We start from the raw sequence: 25,851 nt of genomic DNA, 5'->3' as shown, positions 1-25,851 counted from the left end.
CCCTGGACAACTCCCCTAGCGAGCGGCCCGCCCCCTACCCCGATGTGCACTCGCAATTCGCGCGTGCACATCTTTGAAACGGGCACCAAATCACGTACCGGGGTGAGCCGAGACGGGACGCTAGCAGCAGTTCACCGCCTTGATCGCACCGACGGGAGCCGCCACCGCAAATGAAAGTCCAGGTCAGGTGGCACTTTTTGCGGCGATGGCATTTATTTGCCACCCGTGCGGCGGGTGATCCAGGTCACGCAGCTGCATGTTCTTACACCGATACATTCCCGTTCCACCATTGCGCGGGCGCCGCCCGCCGCGATCGGATATCAACCGCGAACAACCCCACGGCGCCTCCGACACGGGTCGTTCGTGGTGGACATCCGAAATATCCATCCACCAGGCGCGAACATCTTGGAGTTCACCATGCGCGAGGTAACCACCGCACCGCTGTCCGCTTCGCCCGTTGTGGGCGGGCTGGCCGAGCTCGTGCACGCCAACGCCGAGCGGATCCCCGACTCGACCGCCTTCCGCCGGAAGACGCCGTCGGGGTGGACACCGGTGACCGCGCGGCAGTTCCGCGACCAGGTCGTGGAGGTGGCGCGCGGACTCGTCGCGTCGGGGGTGCGCCCCGGCGACCGGGTGGTGGTGCTGTCGTCGACCCGCTACGAGTGGACGCTCTTCGACTTCGCCATCTGGGCCGCCCGCGCGGTCTCCGTCCCCGTCTACGCCACCTCCTCGGCGGAGCAGGTGGACTGGATCGTCGCGGACTCCGGCGCGACCGCGGCCGTGGTGGAGACCGAGCAGCACGAGCACCTGGTGCGGGACGCGTTCGCGAAAGCGGGCCGGGACGCTCCCGTGTGGAGGATCGACACCGCGGTCGGGGAGCTGACCAGGACGGGCATCGCGGTGCTCAGGTCCGCCGTCACCGGCAACCGCGGGCTGACCGACAACTCCGAGCCCGCGACGATCATCTACACCTCGGGGACCACCGGGCGCCCCAAGGGATGCGTGCTCACGCACGCGAACTTCCTCGCCGAGGCCCGCAACGCCGTCGGGGTGCTGCACCCGCTGTTCGGGGAGGGCGGCGCGGCGGGCGCGTCCACGCTGCTGTTCCTACCGCTGGCGCACGTGGTCGGCCGGATGATCCAGATCGGCGCGGTGTGGGCCGGGGTCACCCTGGGGCACACCTCGAACGTCCGCGACGCGCTGGGCGACCTGGCCACGTTCCGCCCGACGTTCGTCCTGGCCGTGCCCTACGTGCTGGAGAAGATCTACCACGGCGCCTGGCAGCGGGCCCACGGCAGCGGGAACGGGCGGATCTTCGACGCGGCGGTCGACACCGCCGTCGCGCACTCGTCCGCGGGCTCACCCGGTCCGCTGCTGGGCGCGAAGCACGCGGTGTTCGACCGGCTGGTCTACCGGAAGCTGCGCGAGGTGCTGGGAGGCCGGTGCCGGTACGTGCTGTCCGGTGGCGCCGCGCTGGCACCCAGGCTCGTGCACTTCTTCCACGCGGCCGGGATCACGGTGCTGGAGGGGTACGGGCTGACCGAGACGACCTCGACGGCCACGATCAACACACCCGACGTGTTCCGGGCGGGCACGGCGGGTCGGCCGCTGCCGGGGATGTCCATCAGGATCTCCGACGCCGGGGAGGTCCTGGTGAAGGGGCCGACGGTGTTCCAGGGGTACTGGCACGACCCGCTCGCCACGGAGGAGTCCTTCCAGGACGGTTGGTTCGCGACCGGGGACCTCGGCAGGCTCGACGAAGCCGGATTCCTGGTGATCACGGGACGCAGCAAGGAGATCCTGGTGACCAGCGGCGGGAAGAACGTGTCCCCCGGCGTGATGGAGGACCGGATCACCTCGCACCCGCTGGTGGGCAACGCCGTGGTGGTGGGCGACGGGCGGCGGTACGTGGCGGCGCTGCTGACGGTGGACCGGCAGTACTTCCCGGTGTGGAAGGAGACGAAGGGCAAACCGGCGGCGGCGACGGTGCGGGAGCTGGCGGAGGACGCGGACCTGCTGGCGGCACTGCAGGAGGCGGTGGACCTGGGGAACGAGGCGGTGTCGCGGGCGGAGTCGGTGCGGAGGTTCCGGGTGCTGGAGGAGGAGTTCACGGCGGAGAACGGGTACCTGACGCCGTCGTTGAAGGTGAGGAGGGGGGTGGTGGTGGAGGCTTTCGCGGGGGAGGTGGAGGCTTGTTATCCGCAGGATGTGGGGGTGTTTTGAGGGGTCTGGGGTGCGGCGGTTGGGTATGGGGTGGCCGTGGGGGTCGTTCGGTGTTCGAGCCGCGGTGTGTCTCGCCCGGTGTCGGTGCCGCGGTCTCCGGGGGTGTCGCTGCGGTGGACTCCGGGGGTGTCGGTGCGGTGGTCTCCGGGGGTATCGCTACAGCGGACCCAGGTGCAGTCGGCTTGACTTGGGGCCCCTTTTTTGGGCTTCGTCGGGCGAAAAAGGGCAGGTGGTAGAGCCTGCCCGCCGCCGCAAGTTTAAGCCCAAAAACCCCAAGTCAAGCCGACCGCACGAGCGGACGAGCACCGCTCGCTTCCAGCTGGGTTGGGCCGTTGGCTTGGTGCTGCTTCTAGCGTCGTTGGGCCGTTGAGGGCTTGTGTGTTGGTTCCGGTGTCGTTGGGGCGTTTGGCTTTGGTTGGCTTGCAGTGTTGTCCGGTGGGAGCGTGAACGTGGCCGATCGACGGCGGCGGGATGGTGGGTGGTGGGTCAGGATCTTGGCTGACAACCGCACCGATCGAAGAGGAATCGACATCATGTTCATAGCCATCGTCGACTTCAGGACCACGCCTGCTGATCGGCCCGCCGCGCTCGCGCATCTCGACGCCGAGGGTGTGGTGGTGCGGGGGATGCCGGGGAACCTGGCATTTCGGGTGTACGCGGGCAGGGAGGGTGGGGGTGGGGTCACCATCGTGCACGAGTGGGAGGACGAGGGGGCGTTGGGTGGGTATTTGGGGTCGGAGGCGTTCGCGCGGATGGGTGAGGTGGTGCGGCCGATGATGGTCGACGTGCCGGTGAGCAGGCGGTTCCGTGCCGAGCTGGTCGAGTCGGTGGGGTGAGTGGGCCGGTGAGCGGTGCCGTGCGAGCGCGTCGATGACCCGGCAGGCGTACAGCTTCGTCCGGTCGTTCGATGCCGAGCCCGCGCGTGAGCTGTGCGTGGACCACCATTACCTGCTGTGCGCCTCCGCCGGTGCGCTCCGGTTGGAGGCGCGGGGCAGGGCGTGGGTGTTGCCGCCGGCGCGGGCGGCGTTGATCGAGGCGGGTGAGCCGATTCGGGTGAGCATCGGGCGGCCGGTCACGACGGCGTCGGTGTTGTTCGACACGGGGTTCGTGCCGGTGCCGTCCGCGCCGCTGGCGGTGTTCGACCTGAGTCCCCTGGCGCGGTGCCTGGTGGCGGAGGTCGGTAAGTGGGGTGCGAGCGACGAACCGCTGCCTGCCTACGCGGAGACGTTGTTCGCGGCGCTCGCCGCGGTGAGCTGGCGGCTCGCCGAGCGGCCGAGCCCGGTGGTGGTGCCCGCGGGGCGGTCGCCGGAGCTGCGCCGGGCGTTGTGGTTGACCGAGGAACGGCTCGGTGGCCCGGTGCGCTTCGAGGACGTGGCCGACGAGGTCGGTCTCGCGCCGCGGTCGTTGGCACGCCGGTTCGCGGATGAGACCGGCATGACCTGGCGGGCGGTCCTGCGGCGGCTGCGGCTGCTGCGCGCGATCGAGGAGCTCGCCGCGGGCGACACCCCGGTGACCACGATCGCGTTCGCGGTCGGCTACACGTCCCTGTCGGCGTTCAACGCCGCCTTCCAGGAGCTGACCGGCCGCACGCCGACCGAGTACCGGGCGAGCTTCCGGCCCTGACGCGGCGGTCCACTGTGGAAGTCCGCCGACGGCTGATCTGCTGACAGCAGCACGACCTCCACAACGCGGTGCGGTCAGGGCACTGTCGGGGCATGACGAACAACGAAAGGCAGCCGCTGTTCGACCACCGGCTCCGCGAACGGTTCCTCGGCCAGCGCGTGCTGGTCCTCGACGGCCCGCTGGACGACGACAACGGGACGGTGCTCGCCACCCAGATGCTGTCGCTGGCGAGCGACGACCCGGTGAAGGACATCGCGCTGTGGATCCACTCGCCGGGCGGCTCGGTGCCCGCGATGCTGGCCATCCGCGACGTGATGCGGCTCATCCCGTGCGACGTGTCCACGCTCGCGCTGGGGCTGGCGTGCAGCGCGGGGCAGTTCCTGCTGTCGTCGGGCACACCGGGCAAGCGCTTCGCGCTGCCGCACGCCCGCATCCTGATGCACCAGGGCTCCTCGGGGATCGGCGGGTCGGCGGTCGAGGTGGAGGTGCAGGCCGACGACCTGCGCCACACCAGGGACACGGTGCTCGGGCTCATCTCGCAGGACACCGGCCAGCCGATGGACCGGATCTTCACCGACTCGCTGCACGACCGCTGGTTCACCACCGCGCAGGCGCTCGAGTACGGGTTCATCGACCACGTCGTCTCCGACCTCGACCAGGTCGTGCCGGTGCGCACCCACGCGCTCGGGCTCGGCATCGCGACGGGAGCCCGCGCATGAGCACCTACACCATCCCCAACGTCATCACCCGCAACCTCGGCGGCGAGCGGATCATGGACGTCTACTCGCACCTGCTGTCGGAGCGGATCGTCTACCTCGGCACCGCCATCGACTCCGGGGTGGCGAACGCGCTGATCGCCCAGCTGCTGCACCTGGAGGCGGACAGCCCGGAACGGGAGATCAACCTCTACATCAACTCCGAGGGCGGCGACCCGTCCGCGATGCTCGCGCTGTACGACACCATGCGCTACATCAAGGCCCCGGTGTCCACGACGTGCGTCGGCCAGGCCGTCGCCGCCAGCGCCGTGCTCCTCGCGGCGGGCGCGCCGGGCCACCGGTTCGTGCTGCCGCACACCAGGGTCGTGCTGCACCAGCCCGCGGCGCAGGGCCGCGGCACCATCCCCGACCTCATCCTCCAGGCCGACGAGGTCGTCCGGGTCCGCACCCAGCTGGAGGAGATCCTCTCCAAGCACACCGGGCGCGCCGTCGCGGACCTGCGGCACGACACCGACCGCGACCGCGTGTTCGACGCGTCGGGCGCCGTCGCCTACGGCCTCGCCGACCACGTCCTGGACCACCGCGGCTGACGCCGGGTCCGTCAGGCAGCCATGAGCACGGGTCCCGCGGGCCGCCGCCCGACAGCGAGACCCGCGCCGTGGCGGCCGCGGACCGCACCCGCGACACCGATCAGCAGATCCGCCAGCTCGACGCCCAAGGCGCCCGTCACCGCCGCGATCATCTCGCTCGACGGCTCCTTGCGCCCGCGCTCGATCTCCGACAGGTACTGCGGCGAGATCCCCGCCCGCTCCGCCACGTCGACCAACCGCCCGCCCTGCTCCTCCCTGGTGGCCCGCAACCGCTGCCCCAACGCCTCCCGCCACAACGGCTCGGGCTCGGGGGCGCGCTTCTGGTGGAAGGGGAGGATGTCCGCCATGCGCTCATCCTGACACCGGACGGACACCGGCGAGCACGGGGTTCGCTCCGGGCGGAACAAGGGGATCGCGTCGGAGGACACCTGTCAGTGCACGACGCGGGTTCGCCGGCCGCGAGCACGGTCCTCCCCGATCGCCACTCCGCCATCGCAGACCAGGATCCGCACCGCGGCCGCAGTCCCTCCACATCCAGCAAGGCGGTTCGGGAGCACCCCAGGTCAGCCGACGCGGTCGGGTGACCGGTCGTCGTGCCGCCGATCGAGTCTCGCGGCGTAGCGCTCCGCGAGCCTGCGCTGGAGGTCGACGTGGCGGAACTGGTAGGAGGCGCCGTTCTGCCTCAGCACTCCGTGGACGGTGTGCGCGTCCCGCAGGAAGCTCGTCAACGCCCAAGGGACGCTCCCCGCCGCGGTGAGGGCGATGCGGTTGAGGGTGTAGCGCGGCCACTGCGTCCTGCTGAAGGCGACCACCGCTCCGGCGGCCAGGCCGTAGGTGAGGCCGCCGACCGCCGCTGTGGTCGGTTCGAACTGCGAGCCCGCCCCCGCCGCGACACCCACTGCGAGGGTGATCGCCACGGCGACCGCGGCGGCGTTGACCAGGAACACCATCCGGTCCTTGGCCAGCACCTGCTCAGGCGAGCGAACAGGTGTGATGGTCCTCGGCACGTCGAGCCCGTAGGTGACGGCGGCCGCGCCGCCGATCGCGAGTCCCAGCAGGAGCACGTTCGACACCGCTTGCCGCCCGGTCAGCAGGAGCCATACGGCCGCGCAGACCAGCACGCCCACCATGGCACCGCGTCCCGTGAGCCGCAGGCCCTGCGCCGGGGTCTGCGAGGCCAGCAGCGGTGAGCCCAACTCGACCACGAGCGCCACCGCCACACCAACCGCGAGCCCGTAGAGCGGGGAGAAGTACAGGGCGTGGACCAGTCCGTAGCCGGTGCCCGCGCGGAACGGTCTGGTCAACCAGTCCTCAGGAGTGCCGACAGCCGACCGACCACGACGGGCGTACGCACCCCGAAGACCCATCGCGCCGATGAAGCCCACGACCAGGAAGAACGTGACCACGTCGTCCCACAGGAGCACCTTCAGCGCGAGGACCGACGCCACCACCACGGCGAGCTTCACCCGATGGCGGGGAGCGCTCCGACCGGCCCGGCTCGCGCCGACAGCCGCCACGACGACGACCGACAACACGCTGTTCATCCAGTCGAGGGAGGACCTCTCGCCTTGACCGAAGTCGGGCCAGTAGGCGATCAAGTGGAGCGCGGTGGCCGTCGAGGCTGCCACCACCCAGTCACGGCGGGAGGTGACGAGCACGTCCACCGGCGCGGACAAGGTCATCGCCGCCATGACGATCAGCCCTGCCAATACGCCCTCGGTCACCGCCCAGTCCAGAGTGGACAGCGCGGGCAGGTTGGCGGCGTTGAGCCCGGCGGACATCAACGCGGTCATGGCCATGACCGCGCCTCCGGCGACCAACGGACGTGGGCCGTCCGACCTCAGGGGATGGGCGAACCCCGCCGCCAGGCCCACGGTGATGATCAGGGACGGCGAGGTCGCGGCCAGGCCGGAGAAGTCCCCGCCGAGATCCGCGGCGAGTCCACCCCCGATCCCCGCCACCACGACCGACACCACCGCCGCGTCGAACCGACCGGTGAGCCACAGGATGGTGCCGAACACCAGAACCACCGTCGCGGCGACCGCCGGTCCCAGGACGCCGACGAGGTTGTACCCGAACGCCGAGGAGTACAGCGCGGCCGCGGCGGCGCCTGCCAGCACAGCGATCCCGCCGCACACCAGCGCCGCGAAAACCTTCGACGGCGACCGCGGACGGGCGCGCAGGTGCAGCTGCCACCACGCCAGGTCGGGGAAGCCGTTGCGGTCGTGCTCGAGGTGGTAGGCCAGGTACCCGAGCCACCGTTCGGCCTGGTCGGGCTCCCACCGGGTACGCCGGGTGGGGTGCGGGCGGTAGGAGGCCGGGACGAAGCCGTCGAGCAGGTGCCGTTCGACCGCAGTCGAGTCCTCGAGCTCCAGGAGATCCGCCGGGTCGGGCAACGTCGTCGTGCTCGCCATCGACGTCGGGTTGTAGACGGTGCGGGCCAGCGTGGTCATCAGCGGGGTGACCAGCGCCTCGGCCAGCGGGCCTCCGGACGCGAGCGCGTCGGCCACGCGGTCCCACCGCCGTCTGCCGGTCGCGCCTCCGGCGCTGCTGCGGAGGTAGTCGACCACGTCCTGCGCGTCGAGCGGGCGTAATCGGATACCCGCGGCACCGGTCAACGCCACCCCGATCCCGCCCGCGGGCCGGATCGCTTCGGAGTACGCGTCGGTGCGGCTGCTGACGATCAGCGGCTGTCCGCTGTGCAGTGCCTGGTTGATGGCCACGACGGCCTGCGCGCGCAGTCCCTCCGGGATCTCGTCCAGCCCGTCCAGGACAAGGGTGATCGAGCCGTTGTCGAGCAGTGCCCTGGCCAGCGGGCCTCCCCGCGCGTGCTTGCGATCCAGGGCCGGGTGGTCGATCACCAGCTGCTCGACCAGCCAGGACAGGAGGTCCTGGTCGACCGGGTGCCACGACGCGAGGGAGACGAGGACGGGCACCGGGTCGCCGGCGGCGCGGACCGCCGGGTCCAGCAGGTCGATCACCAACCGGGCCAGGAGCATGGTCTTGCCCGAACCAGGGTCCCCGAGGACGACGAGCCGCCTCGTCGGCACCTTCCGCCACACCTCGACCAGCTCACCACCCGTACCCGCCAGGCCCTCCGGGGTGGCCGCCCACCCTTCGCGCCCGGTGCGCGGCCACCCGGCTCCGTTCGCGGCCAGCTGCGTCACGTCGCCCCAGCCCGCCACGTCGTCCGCCGGGGCGGGCTCCCACCTGACGGGCAGCGGGTACGGGTCGTTCAGCGCGCGCCGTGCGACCTCGTCCCGCCACTGCTTCCGCACCACCGCTGCGAGCTCGTCGACCACCGGCGCGAGATCCCGCCCGTCCGCGGGCGACGGCCCCCGCTGGCGCAACAGCTCCATCGCGACCGCCGAGGTCGCCAGCACCCCCACGGCCGTCCACACCACGACGGGCCACCACCCGGCCTTCACGGACACCGTGCTGGTCGCCATGTTGCCCGCCAGCGCGACCGCGATGGCCGCCACGGAGACCGTGGCGTTGGAAGGTCGCCAAGCCACCAACTGCTTCTCGTCTCCTCGATCAGGTCAAGCCCCCTACGACTGCGTGGAAGATCGCCTGCGCCCAATCGGCCGTTACGCGGCAGGCCCGTGCCGGGCGAACGCCCGTACCCACCTCGAAGCGGTGTCGCGTCGGCGCGACCCTCCCCGACAAGGCCGGCGTTCCGGGCTGTGAGGATCAGACCGGGCGCGTCGGCATTGCCGCCGACCACGCCACCCGACGCCGAACTGGATGACAAACCCCTTTTCCGACAAGGCCAATCATCTGTCCACTGTGGTATGTGCGTCCGGACCGCGACTTCCAACGACGTGGCTGCCGCGAACTCCCGCTCCGCCGAAAACCGGTCGGCGGAGGTGGGGCGGTCGACCTACCCTGGTGGGGTGATCGAGATCGGTTCGCGGGCGCGCACGTTGCCCGCGCCGCCGTCCGTCGTCTGGCGGTCGCTCGTCGAGCCGCGTCGGGTGGGTGCGCGGCCGTGGTTGGTGTTGTTGGCCGACGAGGTCGAGCCGGTGGTGCTGGTGGCGGAGGAGCCGTCCGCGGTGGTGTGGTCGTCGTTGTGGCCGAGCAGGCCGGATGACCGGGTGCGCTTCGGGTTGGTGGCCGCCGGGGACGGGGGGACGGTGTTGCGGTTCACGTTGCTGACGCCGGACGGGATGCCGGACCCGAGCAAGACCGGGCACCTGCGGCGGCGGATGAACGAGCTGCTGTTCGCCGGTCTGCGGTACTCCTACGGGCAGTGACCCGGCCGCACGGTGACCGCGCCTGGCGGACGACCCGGTAGCGCAGGTGGGTCACGCCGCTGCCCGCCTCGACCACACAGCCGCGGTGGCGCCGTGCGTGCGCTCCCCCGACACGGCGTTGACCTTGGCGACGGCGCTCCGGATGCCGTCGGTGACGAAGGTGACCACGTCCGGCGCGATGGCGGTCCTCCCGAGCCAGTGGTGCAGTTCCGGGCCCGACTACCCCGATCCGGCCCCGACCGGTTGCGCCCGCCCACGCCGTCGAGGCCTCCGTCCTGCTCGACGACGACGGTCCCGACGTCCGAGTCCCTGTCGGCGTTCCGCTGTGACCGGCCGGTCGGGGGATCCCCTCAGGAGGCGGCGGCGAGGGCCGCGTCCGCGTCGGCGGTGACGAGGTCGGCGTTGAGGTGGGCGCCGGCCAGGGCACCGGCGGCGGCGGAGGCGCCGACCTGCGCGGTCGGGTCGGTGGCGTTGCCCGCCACCCACACGCCCGGCACGGTCGTCGAGCCCGCCAAGCCAGCGACGAGGCGGCGGCCCATGCCGCCCGGCAGGTCCTCCACCGGCAGCCCGAGGCCGTCGAGCCCGTCGATGCGGGCGAGCATCGTGGTGGCGACCGCGAGGACGCGCCGCGGCACGACCTCGCCGTCGGTCAGCCGCACGCCGGTGACGGCGTCGCCATCGGATACGACCTCCGTGACCGGGGTGTCGACGACCCGGATGCCGCGGGCGGCGAACCGGGCGCGCGTGTCCGCGTCCAGGTCGGTGCCGCGGGTGAAGAACACGAGGTCGTCGGTCAGCTGGCGGAACAGCAGCGCGTGGTGCGCCGACGCCGGTCCCACGGCGAGGACGCCGATGGGCTCGTCGCGCACCTCCCAGCCGTGGCAGTACGGGCAGTGCACGACGCCGCGCCCCCAGTGCCGGGCCAGGCCGGGGACGTCGGGCAGCACGTCGCGCAGCCCGGTGGCGACCAGCACCCGGCGCGCCCGCACGGTCCCGCCGCCGGCCAGGGTGACGGTGAAGCGCGGGTCGGCACCCGCGGACCCGACGGCGGAGGTCACCTCGCCCGCCACCACCGTCCCGCCGTAGCGGCGGACCTCCTCACGGCCGCGGCGCAGCAGCTCGTCCGGCGGGGTGCCGTCCAGGCCGAGCAGGCCGTGCACGCCCTCGGCGGGCGCGTTGCGGGGCGTGCCGCTGTCGACCACGACGACGGAACGGCGCGAGCGGGCCAGCACCAGCGCGCCGTTCAGCCCCGCCGCGCCACCGCCGATCACCACGGCGTCGACCGTCCGGTCCGGCAACGGGTCTGTCGGTGTCACGGGCATGGCGCACTCCACTTCGTCGGGCCGGGGTCCCTGCGCCACGACCGTATGCGCACCTTGCCACTAGCGCATACACTCTTGCGCATGGAGCAAGAAGATGGCGAGCTGGACAGCCTGGTGCGCAAGCGGATCCGGGCGCTGCGGATGGCGCAGGGCTGGTCCCTGGACGACCTGGCCGCCCGTGCGCGGATGAGCCCGTCCTCGCTCAGCCGCATCGAGAACGGGCGGCGGCGCCTCGCGCTCGACCAGCTCGTCGTCCTCGCCCGCGCCCTGGACACCTCGCTCGACCAGCTCGTCGAGACGGCCACCGACGACGTGGTCTCCAACCCGATCGTCGACGGCGCCCACGGGCAGCTGCGGTGGCCCGTCAAGGCGGACCCCGGCATGACCGTCGTGCGCCAGCGCATGACGACCCCGCCGCCGGACAACCCCGCCCGCCTGCGCGCCCACCCCGGTCGCGAGTGGCTGGTCGTGCTGTCCGGCACCGCCGTGCTGCTGCTGGGAAACCGCCGCTTCCGCGTGGAGACCGACCAGGCCGCGGAGTTCCCGACCATGCTCCCGCACGCGATCGGCGCCGAGGGCGGACCGTGCGAGGTCATGGGCATCTTCGACCGCGACGCCCGCCGGGGACACCGCTCCTCCCCCGAGGAGCCCGTGCCGAGTTGACCTTGCGCGTGCGGCAGCGGGAGCACCCACCTTCTTGCGTTTTACGCAAACCCCCGTGCGCATGGCGCATGACCGACCTACCGTGGTCGCATGACCCACACGCACCACACCCACCAGCACGGCCACGGTCACGGCCACCAGCACGGCGACACCCAGGCCGAGGTGCTCGACCTCGACGCGGAGGTCCTCGCCGAGCACACCGCGTCCATCACCGCGTGGCTGCCCGTGCGCACGAGCCCCCGGCGGATCGTGGACCTGGGCTGCGGCACGGGTGCGGGCACCTTCGCCCTGCTCACCCGCTTCCCCGACGCCCACGTCACCGCCGTCGACTCCTCGGCCGACCACCTGCACCGCCTGCGCGACAAGGCCGAGGCGGCCGGCGTGGCGGACCGGGTGGACCTCGTCCAGGCCGATCTCGACGCGGACTGGCCGGACCTCGGCTCCCCCGAGCTGGTGTGGGCGTCGGCCTCCATGCACCACATGGCCGACCCCGACCGGGCGCTGCGCCGGGTCCACGACGCGCTCGCGCCGGGCGGCCTGTTCGCCGTCGTCGAGCTCGCGGGCTTCCCCCTGTTCCTGCCCTCCGACGCCCCCGCCGAGCGCCCTGGCCTGGAGGAGCGCTGCCACGCCGTGAGCGACCGCTTCCACGCGGAGCACATGCCCCACCGCGGCGCCGACTGGGGACCCAAGCTGACCGGCGCCGGGTTCACCCTCGAAGGCGAGCGCACGATCACCGTCCACATCGAGCGGTCGGGGTCGGAGGTGATCGGCCGCTACGCGCTGAACAGCCTCCAGCGCCTGCGCGGCTCCGTCGCCGACGCGCTCCCGGCCGACGACCTCGCCGCGCTGGACCGGCTGCTCGACGCCGACGCCCCGGACAGCGTGCTGCGCCGCGACGACCTCGTCGTGCGCACCGAGCGCAAGGTGTGGGCCGCACGCCGAGCCTGACCGCGCCCCGGCGGAGGTCGGCTTAGGCTGTCGGGGTGGCAGGCCCCGGAATCCGCGAGATCAAGAAGGCGCGCACCCGACGGCTCATCGCCGACACCGCGGCCAGGCTGTTCGCCGAGCGCGGCTACGAGAACGTGTCGGTCGGCGACGTGGCGCGCGCGGCCGAGGTCGCCGAGCAGACGGTCTACAACTACTTCCGGTCCAAGGAGCACCTGGTCACCGACCGCGAGCAGCAGGTCCAGGACCGGCTGTGCGACCTGGTCCGCTCCCGGCCGCCCGGCACGAGCCCGGCGGCGGCCATCCGCGAGTTCACGCTCCGGTCGGTCGCCGCGATCCGCGACGTCCCGCCGGAGGTGTGGCGGGGCGAGCTCGGCCACCTGGCGGCGGTCAGCCCCGCCGTGCACCGACTGGCGCTGGAGCTGACCGACCGCCAGGCCGCCGCGCTCGCCGCCGCCGTCGCCGAGACCACCGACGTCGCACCGGAGGTGGCCGAGGTGCGTGGGATCGCGCTCGCGGGCGTGTTCCGGATCATCATCGGCGACGCCGGGCGGCGCACCCGCGAGGGGCAGGACCAGGAGCGGATCGCCGCCGAGCTGTACCCGGTCGTCGAGAACGTCCTCGACGAGCTCGACCGGTGGTTCGGCGGCGCGGCACCGCGGTGATCGTCAGACCTCGCTGACGACCTCCCCCTATCACCCGATCGGGCCACAGGGGTCGTGGCAACGCGTCCGGTGGTTCGCGCGTCCTCTTCCCGGACGCTGACCGCGTCGTGGACAAGCGGCTCCGCAGGGGGATCTGCGCGGGGCCGCGCCATCGAGGGGGAACTCGATCATGAGGACTACCGCACTGCTGCTCGCTCTCGTCGCCTCCGCCACGTTCGCCGCGCCGGCGAACGCGGCGGTCCAGGAGTCCGTCCAGGCCGACCTGGACGGGGACGGCGTCCTGGAGACCGTCACCACCGAACAGGTCGCGGGCGACTCGACCAAGCAGCTCCTGAGCACCACCATCCGGGGCTTGCGACTGACCGCGCTCGTGCCGCTCGACTCACACGTGGGCCCGCTTCCGTTGCGGGTGGTCGACCTGGGCGGTGACGGCACCGACGAGGTCGTGGTGGCCGAGTCGGTCGGCGCGAACACCGTGGGCTTCGGCGTCTGGGGGCTGTTCGGCGGACTTCGGCCGGTGACGGCGTCCGACGGTTCGGCGCTGCGGGTTTGGGAGGGCGGCGGCATCAGCGCCCTCAACGGGTACGGCTGCGAGGACAGCGGAGGTGGCCGCTCGCTCGTCACCGTCGACGCGCGGCTGACCAACCGGCCGCAGGGCATCTACACCGGCAAGCGCGTGACCTACTCCGTCGTGGACGGCGTGGCGACCGAGACGTCGCGTGCCGCGGTCGCCGGAGCGTGGGACGCGCCGGGCTTCCAGGTGGACCCGGCCGCCTGCGCGTGACACCGGGCCACGGCCGCCGCGGGACGCCGCGGCGGCTGTGGCGCCGGTCACAACGAGAACCGCAGCATCGGAACCCGGCGTCTTGCCGGGCATGACCACCACGAGCACCTCGCGACGAGCGCTCGCCGCCGTCGCCGCACTGACCGCGGGTCTCCTCACCGCGACCGCCCCGACCGCGTCCGCCACCGGGCACCCCCTTCAGTGGGCGGCCTGCCCGGACGTCCCGGAGGCGGACTGCGCGACCCTCACCGTCCCGGTCGACTGGTCGGACCCGCACGGTCCGACCGTCGACCTCGCCGTGGCCAGGCGCGCGGCCACCGACCCGGCCCGCCGGATCGGCGTGGTGGTGGTGAACCCCGGCGGCCCTGGGGGCTCGGGCGTGGAGTTCGCCCAGGACGCCCCGTCGACGTTCAGCCCGGAGGTGCTGGCCCGGTTCGACGTCGTCGGGTTCGACCCGCGCGGTGTCGGCGCGAGCAGCCCGATCCTCTGCGACCTCGGCGCGGTCGGCGTCGCCTACCCCGACGGCAGGCCGGACACTCCCGAGCGGTTCGACCAGCTGGCCGCCTACAACCGGGCGCTGGCCGCCGAGTGCCGCACGCACACCGGTCCCGTCTTCGACCGCGTCGACGCGCAGAGCGCCGTGCGGGACATGGACGCGCTGCGCGCGGCACTGGGCGAGCGGAAGATCAGCTACTTCGGGCAGTCCTACGGCACGCTCTACGGCCAGGAGTACGCCGAGCGCTACGGCGACCGGCTGCGCGCCATGGTCGTCGACAGCGTCGTCGACGCCGGCTCGGGCCAGCCCGGCCTGCTCGTCGCGAGCGCGCGGGCGGCCGAGGACGTCTTCGCCACGTTCACCCGCTGGTGCGACGCGACCCCGTCCTGCGCGCTGCACGGCCGGGACGTCCCGGCCCTGTACACCGACCTGCGGGGCAGGGCAGGGCGCGGCGAGCTGCACGAGCCGGGCAGGCCGGACTACCCGCTCACCGCCGCGAAGCTGGCCGACCGGACCGTCCGCGCGGGCTACGGCCCCGACTGGGCGCGGCTCGCCGACTTCCTCGTCGAGCTGGAGACGCAGACCCCCGAGACCGCGTCGGTCGAGAGCTCCGGGCCCGACGAGCCCCAGCTGTCGCGCAAGCCGGGGTTCGCCGTGCTGTGCCAGGACTTCGGCGGGCACGCCGGGTCCGCCGCGGACGTCGCCCGGCTCGACGCCGAGGTCCGCGCGGCCGCTCCGACGATCCAGGCCGCGCCGATCTGGGACCTCGCCCTGCTCTCCTGCGTCGGCTGGCAGGGCCCCGAGCTCAACCCCGCCGCCCCGTGGACGCCGCGCCGCGCGCCGGAGGTCCTGATGCTCAACTCCCTGCACGACCCGGCGACCGGCTACGAGGGCGCGGTCGAGGCGGCCCGGCAGGCTCGCGGCAAGGCGACCCTGGTGACCTACGAGGGGTCCGGCCACGGCGTCTACACCCGCACCGACTGCACCCGCGCCACCGTGGACGCCTACCTGCTCGACCTGACCGTCCCCGCCGCGGGCACCCGCTGCCCCGCGGCCGGATGAGCACGGGCCGGGCCCGTCGGCTTCCCGACGGGCCCGGCCCGGTTTCCGTTTCGGTCACACGGTTCCCAGCACGGGCTCCGGTCCACTGTGGAGCCTTGGGGCGAGGAGCACGAGGAGCAGGTTCGCCGCCGCGGCCGCGCCGAGGATGGCCGTGAGCGGAGCCATCAGACCGGGAAGCGCGGCGGAACCGAGGAAAGCGCCCACGAGCGCCGCGCCGACCGAACCGGCGAGAGCGGCCCGGCGGGCCTGGACGGGCACGTCACGGCGGACCCAGGTGAGGTAGGCACCACCGCCGATCAGCAGACCCACGCCGGGCGCGATGACGGTCGCGCTGGCGACGAAGTCGTCCGGGTTGACCGTCCACACCAGCAGGACGCCCAGGAACCACCCGCCCAACCCCAGCGGCACCACCGTCAGGACCCGCAGCCACACACCCGCCCGCGGCCCGAACCCACCACGGCGACGCCGCCTGCGGGCCATCAGTCCGAGCACGGCCAGCCCCAGGACCACACCCGCGAGCGCGACACCGACCAGCAGCCTGGCGATCGTGGACATGCTCAGCGGCACGGCGCCGAAGTCGACGGGTCGGGTGTCGTACTTCGAGCTGTCGGCCTGCCCGGTGTCGTAGAAGCTCGTCAGCAGCTGCTTGCTCGCCTCCGGGCGGTGCTCCCAGAAGTCCGCGGTGTGCCCCAGCTCCGGCAGGACGACCTGCTTGCCGCGCGTCAACGACGGCAGCAGCTCCTTGGCCGCCAGCTGCGACGGGGTCGAGAAGTCCACCGAGCCGCTGACCAGCAGGGTCTCGACGTCCGTCGGCCGCACGGTGCGGTACTGCGCGTTGTCCGGGCTGTCCGGCCACACCGTCGGAAACCCCGAGGGCCCCGTCCACAGGAAGTCCGTCGACGCGTTGCCGAGGATCGACCCCGGATCGCCACCCGCGGCGTAGTACGCCTTGGCCGCCGGGGCGTCGATCATCGCGAACGAGGCGAACTCGCCCCACACGATCGAGCTGGGCAGCGTGACGTCGCCGAGGAACGACATCGCCCACAGGGCACCGGCGTCACCGCTGAGGTAGGCGTCGATGAGCGTGGGCGCGTTGTTGGGCGCCGAACCGGGACCGTTGTGGTGCATGGCGTACTGGCTCAGCACCCGCACGTTGGTGTCCTTGATCCGGAACGGCCCCCACCGGTCGGGGATGGCCGCGGCGGCCTGCCGGACCGTCGCCGCAAGGTCCGGGGTGCGCGCGGCGCAGCCCGCGTCCGCCCGGCACAGCTCGGCGTACTGCGCGAACTGCGAGTCGGTGATGCGCGGGTCCCAGACGAAGTGGCCGGGCGGGTTGACCGACACCATCGCCGAGCGGTGCAGCGAGTCGGGGTGGCGCCAGGAGTAGACCATCGCGGTCCGCGTCCCGGCGCTGGAGCTGAGCAGGTCGATCCGCGAGTACCCCAGCGCGGTGCGGGCGGACTCCATGTCCTCGACCCGTTGCACCACCGAGTAGGCGTTCAGGTCGACGCCTTCGCGGGTCAGCCGGTCCGCGCACAGCTTGAACGCGCGGGTGGTCGCGGGCAGGGCCTTGGCGGCGGTGAGGTCGTCTGCCCCCTGCATCGCGCCCGCGACCTCGGGGCAGTCCAGGCGGCGCGACCCGTCGACACCGCGGTAGCCGACCAGGACGACGTCGTGCTTGTCGGTCAGCCGACTCGCCTGCGGGAACACCATGTTCGTGCCGCCGGGACCGCCCGCCAGCCGGAAGACCGGCTCGCCGGGATCGGACCCGGTGGCGCGGATCCTCGTCACCGGCAGCGCGATCAGCTCGGACGACGGGTCGTCCCTGGTCTCCCGGACGACGAGCGTGCCGCACTCGGCATCGACGGTCCCCGACTCGGCGGCGAAGTCGCACGGCCGCAGGGAGATCGACCCCGGAGCGGCACCGTCGGGCACCGCCAGTGCCTGCTCGGGGCGGACGGCGAGGTAGCCGAGGGACAGGAGGGCGACGCCGGTGACCACCAGGGCGACGACGCGGGAACTGGGCTTGGACAGGGCCATGGGAGAACCGTAGGAACTCCGCCCGGTCCGATCTTCCCTCCGCGGGTTTACCACCTCTCCCCCGCGAGGGTGACGCGCTCCGGGCCGGTGATCGGGACGGCGACGGGCTTGTCCGCCGTGCAGACGTCCGGACCGGCTCTTTTCACCGCGCGCTCAAGCCTTTCCGGCACGGCGGCCTCGACAATCCCCACCATGGCACGTCAGCGCGTCCTCATCATCGGCGGTGGCATGGCGGGGGTCTCCCTCGGCAGCGAGCTCGCCCTCGACCACGACGTGGTCCTGCTCGAGGCGGAGTCCTCGCTCGGCGTCCACAGCACCGGCCGGTCGGCCGCCCTGTTCCTGTCCGGGTACGGCCCGCCGCCGGTGCGGGAGCTGACCCGGCGCAGCGAGGCGGCCTTCGCCCGGCTGTCGGACCTGCCCGGAGTGCCCGCGCTGCTCCGGCCGCGCGGCGGGCTGTTCACCGCGTGGGACGAGCCCGCCGCGGCCGCGCTGGCTGCCACCGTCTCGCGCCGCCCGACCATGACCGTGCCGACGGCCGACCGGGTCCGGGAGCTGTGTCCGGTGCTGCGCGTGGACGACGTGGTGGCGTGCGCCTTCGACGAGGACGTGCGGGACATCGACGTCGCCGCCCTGCACGGCCACTACGCGACCGCGCTGCGGCGGCGCGGCGGGCGGATCACGACCGGTGCGCGCGTGGTGGGGGCGACCAGGTCGGGGTCCGGGTGGGAGGTCCGCACCGCCGACGGCCGGACGTGGCGGGCCGACGCCGTGGTGAACGCCGCGGGCGCGTGGGGCGACCGGGTCGCCGAGCTGTGCGCCGGGATCGGACACGGGCTGTCGCCGCGGCGGCGGACCGTGGTCGTCGCCCGCACGTCCGCCCCGGTCCCGGCCGACTGGCCGGTCGTCGCGGAGGCCGGGGAGGCCTGGTACTTCCGCCCCGAGGGCGGGGCGCTGCTGATGTCCCCCGGCGACGAGACCGAGGTGCCGCCGGGGGACGTCCACCCCGACCCGCTCGACGTGGCGCTGGTGCTGGAGCGGGTGAACGCCGCGACGACGTTGGACCTGCGCGGCGTGCGGACGAGCTGGGCCGGGCTGCGGACGTTCACACCGGACCGGGCGCCGGTGGTCGGCCCGCACCCCGAGGAGCCGACGCTGTTCTGCTTCGTCGGCCAGGGCGGCTACGGGATCCAGACGGCACCGGCGCTGGCCGAGGTCGGGGCCGAGCTCTTCCGGACCGGCACCCTCGCCGACACCGCGCTCGCCGCCGCCATCGACCCCGACCGGACGCGGGTCCTGGTCGCGGAGGAGCTGGCACGACCGGCAAGTCCGCGCTCACCAGCGTGATCCACGACGGGACCGTCCACAACGGACTCGGCGACGAACCGCGCCGCGCCGACGTCGGGATCGCGGCGCCCGCCACCGGGCTGGTCGTCGCGCCCGACCTGGTCACCGTGCTCAGCCGCGCCCGGCAGTCGGTCCAGCTCGACGGCGGCTGCCGGCCGGACCTCGCGCGGGGCGTCACGACGGAGGACTTCGGGGAAGCGGTTTCCCTGGGCCCCAGCGGTGAGGTGCTGCTGGACAAGGTGCCGGTGCTCGCCCACGGTGAGGTGCTGCCCGTCCCGGCAGACGGCTGCGCCGCGGGACCGTCAGCCGCGGCCGGACAGGTGCGCCTTGAGCCGGATGTCCACCATCAGCGCGAACCGGGTGTCGGCGTCGGTCAGGTCGAGGCCGAAGATCTCGTGCAGCCTGCGCAGCCGGTAGCGCAGGGTGTTGGTGTGCACGTTCAGCGCCTTCGACGCCGCGGTCGGGTCGCCGAACGAGGCCAGGTACACCCGGAGCGTGCGGCCGTAGTCGGCGGCGTGCGCGGCGTCGTGGTCGTCGATGTCGTCGAGCACGTTGCGCTGCCCGGCACGCCGGGCCGACTCCAGGTCCGCCAGGCGCAGCACGCTGACCGCCAGCCCGACCTCGCCCACCTCGGCGCACCCCTCGTGGCTCCGGTCGCGGGCCAGGACCTGCAGGACGCGGTCGGCCTCCTCCCTGGCCTCGCCCAGCTCGGCCAGGGTCGTGACCGGTCCGCTCATCCCGATGGTGACCAGCTCCGGGGAGTCGGGACGGGCCGCGGTCCGGACGGCCAGCAGCACCGCGCGCAGCTCCCGCAGGCTCCTGGCCGGGTCGGCGGGACCGGGGACCACGCCGTACACGGTGTCCGCGATCCGCGCGGTCGCCCCGACCGTGCGGGCCAGCGACAGCCTCCGCACCAGAGCGGTCGCGCACTGGTCGAGCAGCCGGTCGTCGCGCCCGCCGCCCGCGCGGACGGCCGTGATGGCCGCCAGCCGGTAGCCGGGGCCGGTCATCCCCAGCCGGTGGCCCGCCTCCACCGCCGCGGACCCGCCGCGCAGCAGCAGTCCCATGGTCGCGGTCCGCTGCTGGTGCTGGAGGTCGGTGGTGAGCCGGTGGTGGGCAAGCCGGATCGCGATGTTGCGCGCCGCCTCGGCCAGCGCCGCGGTGCGCGGCTCGTCCAGCGGGGTGTCGGTGACGGCCCAGATCGAGCCCAGCAGCTCGTCGTGCGCGCGCAGCGCGACCACCGTGCGGGAGCAGATGCCGGGGGTCGTGGAGAGCAGGAAGAAGGGCTCGGTCTCGGTCAGCAGCCTCTTGACCACGCCGAGGCGGCGCACCTGCCTGAGGAACGCGTCGGGCACCCGGTGGCCGAGGATCGTCCCGGACCGGGCCACGTCCGCCACGTCGTGCAGCGCGGAGTAGGCCAGCAGCCGCGACTGGTTGTCCTCGATGGTGACCGGCGCGCCGAGGGCGTCGGCGAGCGCGTTGGCGACCACGAACAGGTCGCTGACCAGCTCCGAGCCGGACAAGGAGTCTGCGCGCACCGGTGGCATCCGCACGGGCAGCGAGGTCGCGATGGTGTGCAGGTGCGACCAGCCGCACCCGGCGGGCACGACGAGCAGGCACACGCCCGCGCTCAGCGCCTCGGCCAGCAGCGCCTGCCCCAGCGGACCGTCGTGGCGCAGCACCAGCACCGCGGGCCTGGCCGCCGCCAGCCGGAGCGCCTGCGGCGACGCCTCGTGCACCCCGACGGCCAGCACCAGGTCGCCGGGGTCGAACGCGGGCACGTCCAGCGGGTCGTGCACGACCACCGAGGTGAAGTCGACCGCGAGGTCGGCGGGGCCGACCGGTGCGGTGACCAGGTCGGGTCCGAGCCGCGTCACGAGATCGCGCACGGATGGCAACTGGCCCCCTCCTCGACAGCCGCGACGCGGCCACTCGTCCACAGCCGCGACGCGACTCCTGCCGGAGGCAGCGAACCACCTTCGACGGTCAGGCGCTCCCCTGGGTCTCCACCCCACGCCATAGACCCCCACGCGCGCTTGGTGGCGAGGCACAAACCCCGACCGCCGGAGTTGTGCCCGCGCACAAGGACGCTGGTGGGGCCTCGCGGATAGCTTGCCTGCATGACCCTCCGCACCGGGGAGCCGCCGATGACCACGGCGTTCCGGTGCCCCCGCCCGACCGGGCATCGGCGTCCCGGCCGAGCTCGGCCAGGACGGCGCGGTGGCCGGGCTGGTGGTCGACACCGTCGGTATCTTCGTCAGGGAGGCGTGATGGACCAGCTCGCACTGCGGGACCGGCTCGCCGGGCTCGCCGAACGGCACCACGTCGTCGGCGCGAGCGTCGCCGTCGCGGTCGGCGACGACACCGCGACCGCCGCGACGGGCGTGCTCAACCTGCGGACCGGCACGCCCGCGACCGTCGACAGCGTGTTCCAGATCGGGAGCATCACCAAGATCTGGACCACCACGCTGGCGCTGCAGCTCGTCGACGAGGGCCTGCTCGACCTGGACAGGCCGCTGGTCACCTACCTGCCCGACTTCCGCGTCCTCGACGAGGCGACCACGGCGGCGGTGACCGCCCGGCACCTGCTCAACCACACCAGCGGCATCGCCGGGGACTTCTTCCCCGACACCGGCCGCGGCGACGACACCCTGGCCCGCTTCACCGCCGAGCTGGCCGACCTCGCCCCGAGCCACCCGCTGGGCGCGACGATGAGCTACAGCAACTCCGGGTTCACGCTGCTGGGCAGGCTCGTCGAGGTGCTGCGCGGGGCGACGTGGGACGCGGTGCTGCGCGACCGCCTCCTCGACCCGCTCGGCCTCGACGCCGTGGGCACCCTCCCGGAGGAGGCCCTGCTCCGGGGCGCGGCCGTCGGCCACATCGGCGGCGAGGTCACGCCGACGTGGGGGCTGCCCCGGTGCGTCGGCCCGGCCGGGCTCATCCACGCCCGCGCCGCCGACCTGGTCACCTTCGCCCGGCTGCACCTCGCCGACGGCGTGACGGCCTCCGGCGAACGGCTGCTCTCGGCGGAGTCCGCGGCGGCCATGCGCGAGCCCGAGGTGGCGATCCCGGAACCGTGGACGTCCGGTTCGCACGTCGGGCTCGGCTGGATGCTGTTCGACTGGGGCACATCGGTGTACGGCCACGACGGGTCGACGCTCGGGCAGCACGCCTACCTGCGGGTCGTCCCCGGACCGGTGCCGGTGGTCGTCGCGCTGCTCACCAACGGCGGCGACCACGACCAGCTCTACCAGGACCTGTTCACCGAGCTGCTGGCCGAGCACGCGGGTGTCGCCGTGCCGCCGCCGCTGCGACCGCCGCCGGGGCCGTCGGACCGGACCGCCGACGACATCGCGGGCACCTACGAACGCCCCTCCATGACGCTGGTCGTGCGGGAGCACACCGACGGGCCGGTGCTCATCGCCCGGCCCAGCGGCGTGGTCGCCGCCTCCCTGGGCACCGACGAGATCCGGGGCCCGCTGGTCCCGTTCGCGCCGGACGCCTTCCTCACCCGCTTCCCCGGCCACCCCGGCTGGCTGCCGGTGGTGTTCCACCGGCTCGACGACGGGACCCGCTACGTGCACGTCAGCGGTCAGGCCACCGCACGCAAGGAGACGTGATGACCTCGCTCGACCAGCGCTACCTCGCCACCGAGGGCGTCGTGCACCTGACCGGCGTCCAGGCGCTGGCGCGGCTCGCGCTGGACGTCCGGCGGGCCGACGAACGGGCGGGCCACGACTCCGCGGTGTTCGTCTCCGGCTACGAGGGCTCGCCCCTGGGCGGCTACGACCTGGAGCTCAACCGGCACGGCGACCTGCTCGACGCCCACCGCGTGGTCTTCCGGCCGGGGGTGAACGAGGAGCTGGCCGCGACCGCCGTGCAGGGCACCCAGCTCGCCGCGACGATGGCCGACAAGGTCGTCGAGGGCGTCACCGGCTTCTGGTACGGCAAGTCGCCCGGTGTCGACCGCGCCTCCGACGCGCTGCGGCACGCCAACCTGTGCGGCACCCACCACTCGGGCGGCGCCGTCGCGTTCGTCGGCGACGACCCCAGCGCCAAGTCCTCCACCGTGCCCGGCGCCTCCGAGATGCTGCTCGCCGACCTGGGAATCCCGACGCTGTACCCGGCCGACCCGCAGGAGGTCCTCGACTTCGGCCTGCACGCGGTCGCGATGTCGCGCGCCAGCGGGCTGTGGACGGCGTTGAAGATCGTCACGAACGTCGCCGACGGCTCCGGCACCGTCCGCGTGGACCCCGACCGGCTGACCCGGCGGGCACCCGACCGCGAGGTGGACGGCGAGCCGTTCGCGCACACCGTCACCGCGAAGCTGCTCGGGCCCACCCTGCTCGCGCTCGAACGCACCCGCAACGGGCAGCGGCTGGAGCTCGCCCGCCGCTACGCCGCGCTCAACCACCTCGACACCATCAGCGGCGCCACCGCGGGCGCGCGGGTGGGGATCGTCGCCGCGGGCAAGACGTTCGCCGACGTGCGGCAGAGCCTGCGGACGCTCGGGCTGGACGAGGCCGAGCTGGCCGCGCGCGGCATCAGGCTGCTGAAGCTGGGCATGATCCACCCGCTGGAACCGGGCATCGTCACCAGGTTCGCCGACGGGCTCGCGGAGATCGTCGTCGTCGAGGAGAAGCGGCCGTTCATCGAGGCCGCGGTCAAGGACCTGCTCTACGGCCGTCCCGACGCCCCGGTCGTGACCGGCAAGAGGACCCCCGACGGCGGTGAACTCCTGGCAGCGCAAGGAGAGCTGGGCCCGGACGCCATCGCCACCGCGCTCGCGGCGCGGATCCTGGCCACCGTGGACGCGCCGACCGTCACGGCCTGGCGGGAGAACCGCCGCCCGCTCACCCCCCGCTTCCCCCTCCCCCTCGCGGTCCGCACCCCGTACTTCTGCTCGGGGTGCCCGCACAACAGCTCCACCAAGACGCCCGCCGGGTCGATGGTGGGCGCCGGGATCGGCTGCCACGCGCTGACCCTGGTGATGAGCCCCGACCTGGTCGGCGACGTCACCGGGCTGACCCAGATGGGCGGCGAGGGCGCGCAGTGGCTCGGGATGGCGCCGTTCCTGTCCCGCGACCACCTGCTGCAGAACCTCGGCGACGGCACGTTCCACCACTCCGGCAGCCTGGCCGTGCGCGCGGCCGTGGCGGGCGGCGCGAACATCACCTACAAGCTGCTCTACAACTCCGCCGTCGCCATGACCGGCGGGCAGCGGGCCGAGGGGCAGATGACCGTCGCCGAGATCACCAGGGCGATGACCGCCGAGGGGGTCAGGAGGATCATCGTCACCACCGAGGACACCAGGGCCTACCGGCGTCAGCGGCTCGCGCGCGGGGTGGAGGTGTGGCACCGCGACCGGCTCGTCGAGGCGCAGGAGGCCCTGGCCGCGGTCGAGGGCGTGACCATGCTCATCCACGACCAGGAGTGCGCGACCGAGCTGCGCCGCAAGCGCAAGCGCGGCCTGGCACCGGATCCGGCCGAGCGGGTCGTGGTCAACGAGCGCGTGTGCGAGGGCTGCGGGGACTGCGGCGTCCAGTCGAACTGCCTGTCCGTGCAGCCGGTCGACACCGAGTTCGGCCGCAAGACCCGGATCGACCAGTCCTCGTGCAACAAGGACTACTCCTGCCTCAAGGGCGACTGCCCGTCGTTCCTCACCGTCACCCCGGCGAAGAACGGGTCCGCGCGACCGGCCGCGTCCACTGTGGACAGTTCTTCGCTGCCGCAGCCGCCGACGACCCTGCCCCGGACCGGCCATCACACCACCCGCGTGCTCGGCATCGGCGGGACCGGGGTCGTCACGGTCGCCCAGATCCTCGGCACCGCCGCCACCCACGCCGGTCTGCACGTCCAGGCGCTCGACCAGACCGGTCTGGCGCAGAAGGGCGGCGCGGTCGTGTCCGACGTGAAGATCGGTCGCAGCGCACCCGACGGCGCCAACAAGGCCGCGGCCCGCGAGGTGGACCTCTACCTCGGCGCCGACCTGCTCGTCGCGGCCGACCCTGCCCACCTGGGCGCGGCGGACCCCGGCCGCACCGCCGCCGTCGTCTCCACCGGGAAGGTCGCGACCGGCGGCATGGTCTCCGACCCCAGCAGGACGTTCCCGGACGTGGCGGCGCTCGTCGACCGGGTCCGCGAGTCGACCGACGGCGAGCGGGGCGTGTTCCTCGACGCCCGCGCGGTGTCGAGCGCGTTGTTCGGCCACGACCAGTACGCCACGCTGCTGCTGGTCGGCGCCGCCCACCAGTCCGGCGCGCTGCCGATCCCGGCGGAGTCGATCGAGCACGCCATCGGGCTCAACGGCGTGCAGGTCGCGACCAACGTGCAGGCGTTCCGCCGGGGCAGGCAGCTCGTGAGCGACCCCGCCGCCTTCCACGCCGCGGTCGGCCCGCTGCCGGGAGGCGCGCTCCCCGCCCCCGCCGTCCCGCCGGAGGTGCGGCGGGTGGTCGACCTCGTGGCCGCGCCGCCGGACTCCGAGCTGGCCAGGCTGGTCGCGATCCGCGTCCCCGACCTCGTCGGCTACCAGGACGCCCGCTACGCCGAGGAGTACGCCCGCCTCGTCGAACGGGTTCGCGGCGTCGAGGCCCAGCGGGTCCCCGGATCCACCGCCTTCACCGAGGCCGTCGCCCACCACCTGCACCGGCTGATGGCGTACAAGGACGAGTACGAGGTGGCGCGGCTCTCGTTGCTGCCCGACGTGCTCGACTCCGTGCGCGCCCAGTTCGGTCCCGACGCCCGGATCTCCTACCGCCTGCACCCACCGGTGCTGCGGGCGATGGGCCTGCGCGGCAAGATCACCCTCGGCCCGTGGTTCCGCCCCGTCTTCCGGCTGCTGGCCGCCATGCGGCGCGTCCGGGGCACGCGGTTCGACCTCTTCGGCTACGCCGGGGTCAGGAAGGTCGAGCGCGCGCTCGTCACCGAGTACCGGGAGGTCGTCGAGGCGTTGTCGGCGACGCTGAGCCCGGAGAACGTCGACCGGGTCGTCCGGATCGCGAACCTGCCGGACGGCGTGCGCGGCTACGAGGGGATCAAGCTCGCCAACGTCGAGACCTACCGGCGCGAGCTCGCCGCAGCCCGCCACGAGCTCGACGCCGTCCTCCACTAGCGGTTCCCCTT

Annotated in this window: 20 protein-coding genes; 14 read left to right on the top strand and 6 right to left on the bottom strand. The window is 73.3% G+C overall.

The features are described from left to right. The first annotated feature begins 417 nt into the window (after positions 1-417). The 5 genes from CLV43_RS25445 to CLV43_RS25425 all read left to right on the top strand — a co-directional run bounded on the left by CLV43_RS25445 (position 418) and on the right by CLV43_RS25425 (position 5,152). Positions 418-2,223: an AMP-dependent synthetase/ligase gene (locus CLV43_RS25445; RefSeq protein ID WP_106189852.1), complete on the top strand. Its 1,806-nt coding sequence runs from the start codon at positions 418-420 to the stop codon at positions 2,221-2,223. Between the two features lie 533 nt (positions 2,224-2,756). Continuing rightward, a complete protein-coding gene (locus CLV43_RS25440; RefSeq protein WP_106189760.1) occupies positions 2,757-3,059 on the top strand; it encodes a putative quinol monooxygenase in 303 nt (100 codons plus the stop codon). Between the two features lie 34 nt (positions 3,060-3,093). Beyond that, positions 3,094-3,846, top strand: coding sequence for a helix-turn-helix transcriptional regulator (locus CLV43_RS25435; protein WP_106189759.1), 753 nt, complete (start codon positions 3,094-3,096; stop codon positions 3,844-3,846). 92 nt (positions 3,847-3,938) lie between these two features. Continuing rightward, positions 3,939-4,565: a ClpP family protease gene (locus tag CLV43_RS25430; protein WP_106189758.1), complete on the top strand. Its 627-nt coding sequence runs from the start codon at positions 3,939-3,941 to the stop codon at positions 4,563-4,565. Then, on the top strand, positions 4,562-5,152 hold the full coding sequence (locus CLV43_RS25425) for a ClpP family protease (RefSeq protein WP_106189757.1): 591 nt from the start codon (positions 4,562-4,564) through the stop codon (positions 5,150-5,152). The genes CLV43_RS25430 and CLV43_RS25425 overlap by 4 nt, the downstream gene beginning before the upstream one ends. Before the next feature lie 11 nt (positions 5,153-5,163). Here the strand turns inward: CLV43_RS25425 and CLV43_RS25420 are convergent, their stop codons facing one another. Together CLV43_RS25420 and CLV43_RS25415 are read right to left on the bottom strand one after the other, a co-directional pair. Next, entirely contained in the window at positions 5,164-5,499 is a 336-nt protein-coding gene (locus tag CLV43_RS25420; protein WP_106189851.1) for a helix-turn-helix domain-containing protein, read from the bottom strand. 216 nt (positions 5,500-5,715) lie between these two features. Further along, positions 5,716-8,667 (bottom strand): NACHT domain-containing protein, encoded by a 2,952-nt coding sequence (locus tag CLV43_RS25415; RefSeq protein ID WP_146174896.1) that lies wholly within the window; start codon positions 8,665-8,667, stop codon positions 5,716-5,718. A gap of 381 nt (positions 8,668-9,048) precedes the next feature. On the opposite strand from CLV43_RS25415, the gene CLV43_RS25405 reads away from it, so the two are divergent. Further along, positions 9,049-9,408 (top strand): SRPBCC family protein, encoded by a 360-nt coding sequence (locus CLV43_RS25405; RefSeq protein WP_106189850.1) that lies wholly within the window; start codon positions 9,049-9,051, stop codon positions 9,406-9,408. A 350-nt stretch (positions 9,409-9,758) separates the two neighbouring features. Here CLV43_RS25405 and CLV43_RS25400 read toward each other — a convergent pair whose 3' ends face one another. Further along, the gene (locus tag CLV43_RS25400; protein WP_106189755.1) at positions 9,759-10,730 is read right to left on the bottom strand and encodes an NAD(P)/FAD-dependent oxidoreductase; all 972 of its coding nucleotides are present in this window, start codon (positions 10,728-10,730) and stop codon (positions 9,759-9,761) included. An 81-nt stretch (positions 10,731-10,811) separates the two neighbouring features. Here CLV43_RS25400 and CLV43_RS25395 point away from each other — a divergent pair, with 81 nt between their 5' ends. From CLV43_RS25395 to CLV43_RS25375, 5 genes are all read left to right on the top strand, one after another. Beyond that, positions 10,812-11,393, top strand: coding sequence for an XRE family transcriptional regulator (locus CLV43_RS25395; protein ID WP_170156001.1), 582 nt, complete (start codon positions 10,812-10,814; stop codon positions 11,391-11,393). A 90-nt stretch (positions 11,394-11,483) separates the two neighbouring features. Continuing rightward, on the top strand, positions 11,484-12,341 hold the full coding sequence (locus tag CLV43_RS25390; RefSeq protein WP_106189753.1) for a class I SAM-dependent methyltransferase: 858 nt from the start codon (positions 11,484-11,486) through the stop codon (positions 12,339-12,341). A 35-nt stretch (positions 12,342-12,376) separates the two neighbouring features. Beyond that, the gene (locus CLV43_RS50110) at positions 12,377-13,003 is read left to right on the top strand and encodes a TetR/AcrR family transcriptional regulator (RefSeq protein WP_106189752.1); all 627 of its coding nucleotides are present in this window, start codon (positions 12,377-12,379) and stop codon (positions 13,001-13,003) included. A gap of 169 nt (positions 13,004-13,172) precedes the next feature. After that, positions 13,173-13,787 (top strand): hypothetical protein, encoded by a 615-nt coding sequence (locus tag CLV43_RS25380; RefSeq protein ID WP_106189751.1) that lies wholly within the window; start codon positions 13,173-13,175, stop codon positions 13,785-13,787. Positions 13,788-13,878: 91 nt separating this feature from the next. Then, a complete protein-coding gene (locus CLV43_RS25375; protein ID WP_106189750.1) occupies positions 13,879-15,345 on the top strand; it encodes an alpha/beta hydrolase in 1,467 nt (488 codons plus the stop codon). 54 nt (positions 15,346-15,399) lie between these two features. On the opposite strand, the gene CLV43_RS25370 is transcribed toward CLV43_RS25375, so the two are convergent. Both CLV43_RS25370 and CLV43_RS47920 read right to left on the bottom strand, forming a co-directional pair. Then, entirely contained in the window at positions 15,400-17,385 is a 1,986-nt protein-coding gene (locus CLV43_RS25370) for an alpha/beta fold hydrolase (protein ID WP_106189749.1), read from the bottom strand. 47 nt (positions 17,386-17,432) lie between these two features. Further along, positions 17,433-17,579, bottom strand: a complete 147-nt coding sequence (locus tag CLV43_RS47920; RefSeq protein WP_170156000.1) for a hypothetical protein — start codon at positions 17,577-17,579, stop codon at positions 17,433-17,435. Between CLV43_RS47920 and CLV43_RS25365 the strand changes: the two genes are divergently transcribed. Beyond that, on the top strand, positions 17,578-18,729 hold the full coding sequence (locus tag CLV43_RS25365) for an NAD(P)/FAD-dependent oxidoreductase (protein WP_106189748.1): 1,152 nt from the start codon (positions 17,578-17,580) through the stop codon (positions 18,727-18,729). The two genes, CLV43_RS47920 and CLV43_RS25365, sit on opposite strands and share 2 nt — an antisense overlap. Positions 18,730-19,031: 302 nt before the next feature. On the opposite strand, the gene CLV43_RS25360 is transcribed toward CLV43_RS25365, so the two are convergent. Continuing rightward, complete coding sequence (locus tag CLV43_RS25360; RefSeq protein ID WP_146174895.1) at positions 19,032-20,618, bottom strand: PucR family transcriptional regulator; 1,587 nt, start codon at positions 20,616-20,618, stop codon at positions 19,032-19,034. Positions 20,619-20,999: 381 nt separating this feature from the next. Here CLV43_RS25360 and CLV43_RS25355 point away from each other — a divergent pair, with 381 nt between their 5' ends. Together CLV43_RS25355 and CLV43_RS25350 are read left to right on the top strand one after the other, a co-directional pair. Then, positions 21,000-22,349 (top strand): serine hydrolase domain-containing protein, encoded by a 1,350-nt coding sequence (locus CLV43_RS25355; RefSeq protein WP_106189746.1) that lies wholly within the window; start codon positions 21,000-21,002, stop codon positions 22,347-22,349. Further along, positions 22,349-25,840 (top strand): indolepyruvate ferredoxin oxidoreductase family protein, encoded by a 3,492-nt coding sequence (locus tag CLV43_RS25350; RefSeq protein ID WP_106189745.1) that lies wholly within the window; start codon positions 22,349-22,351, stop codon positions 25,838-25,840. The genes CLV43_RS25355 and CLV43_RS25350 overlap by 1 nt, the downstream gene beginning before the upstream one ends. Positions 25,841-25,851: the final 11 nt, after the last annotated feature.

Source organism: Umezawaea tangerina (assembly GCF_003002815.1).
Classification (GTDB): domain Bacteria; phylum Actinomycetota; class Actinomycetes; order Mycobacteriales; family Pseudonocardiaceae; genus Umezawaea; species Umezawaea tangerina.
This window is presented reverse-complemented; position numbering and strand designations above follow the sequence as displayed.

Bases quoted from the DNA above. Each gene is read 5' to 3' on its own strand.
- CLV43_RS25445 (WP_106189852.1), top strand. From the start codon at position 418: ATGCGCGAGGTAACCACCGCACCGCTGTCCGCTTCGCCCGTTGTGGGC.
- CLV43_RS25380 (WP_106189751.1), top strand. From the start codon at position 13,173: ATGAGGACTACCGCACTGCTGCTCGCTCTCGTCGCCTCCGCCACGTTC.
- CLV43_RS25440 (WP_106189760.1), top strand. From the start codon at position 2,757: ATGTTCATAGCCATCGTCGACTTCAGGACCACGCCTGCTGATCGGCCC.
- CLV43_RS25365 (WP_106189748.1), top strand. From the start codon at position 17,578: ATGGCACGTCAGCGCGTCCTCATCATCGGCGGTGGCATGGCGGGGGTC.
- CLV43_RS25350 (WP_106189745.1), top strand. From the start codon at position 22,349: ATGACCTCGCTCGACCAGCGCTACCTCGCCACCGAGGGCGTCGTGCAC.
- CLV43_RS25370 (WP_106189749.1), bottom strand. From the start codon at position 17,385: ATGGCCCTGTCCAAGCCCAGTTCCCGCGTCGTCGCCCTGGTGGTCACC.
- CLV43_RS25420 (WP_106189851.1), bottom strand. From the start codon at position 5,499: ATGGCGGACATCCTCCCCTTCCACCAGAAGCGCGCCCCCGAGCCCGAG.
- CLV43_RS25435 (WP_106189759.1), top strand. From the start codon at position 3,094: ATGACCCGGCAGGCGTACAGCTTCGTCCGGTCGTTCGATGCCGAGCCC.
- CLV43_RS25430 (WP_106189758.1), top strand. From the start codon at position 3,939: ATGACGAACAACGAAAGGCAGCCGCTGTTCGACCACCGGCTCCGCGAA.
- CLV43_RS25395 (WP_170156001.1), top strand. From the start codon at position 10,812: ATGGAGCAAGAAGATGGCGAGCTGGACAGCCTGGTGCGCAAGCGGATC.
- CLV43_RS25425 (WP_106189757.1), top strand. From the start codon at position 4,562: ATGAGCACCTACACCATCCCCAACGTCATCACCCGCAACCTCGGCGGC.
- CLV43_RS25355 (WP_106189746.1), top strand. From the start codon at position 21,000: ATGGACCAGCTCGCACTGCGGGACCGGCTCGCCGGGCTCGCCGAACGG.
- CLV43_RS25375 (WP_106189750.1), top strand. From the start codon at position 13,879: ATGACCACCACGAGCACCTCGCGACGAGCGCTCGCCGCCGTCGCCGCA.
- CLV43_RS25400 (WP_106189755.1), bottom strand. From the start codon at position 10,730: ATGCCCGTGACACCGACAGACCCGTTGCCGGACCGGACGGTCGACGCC.
- CLV43_RS25390 (WP_106189753.1), top strand. From the start codon at position 11,484: ATGACCCACACGCACCACACCCACCAGCACGGCCACGGTCACGGCCAC.
- CLV43_RS47920 (WP_170156000.1), bottom strand. From the start codon at position 17,579: ATGGTGGGGATTGTCGAGGCCGCCGTGCCGGAAAGGCTTGAGCGCGCG.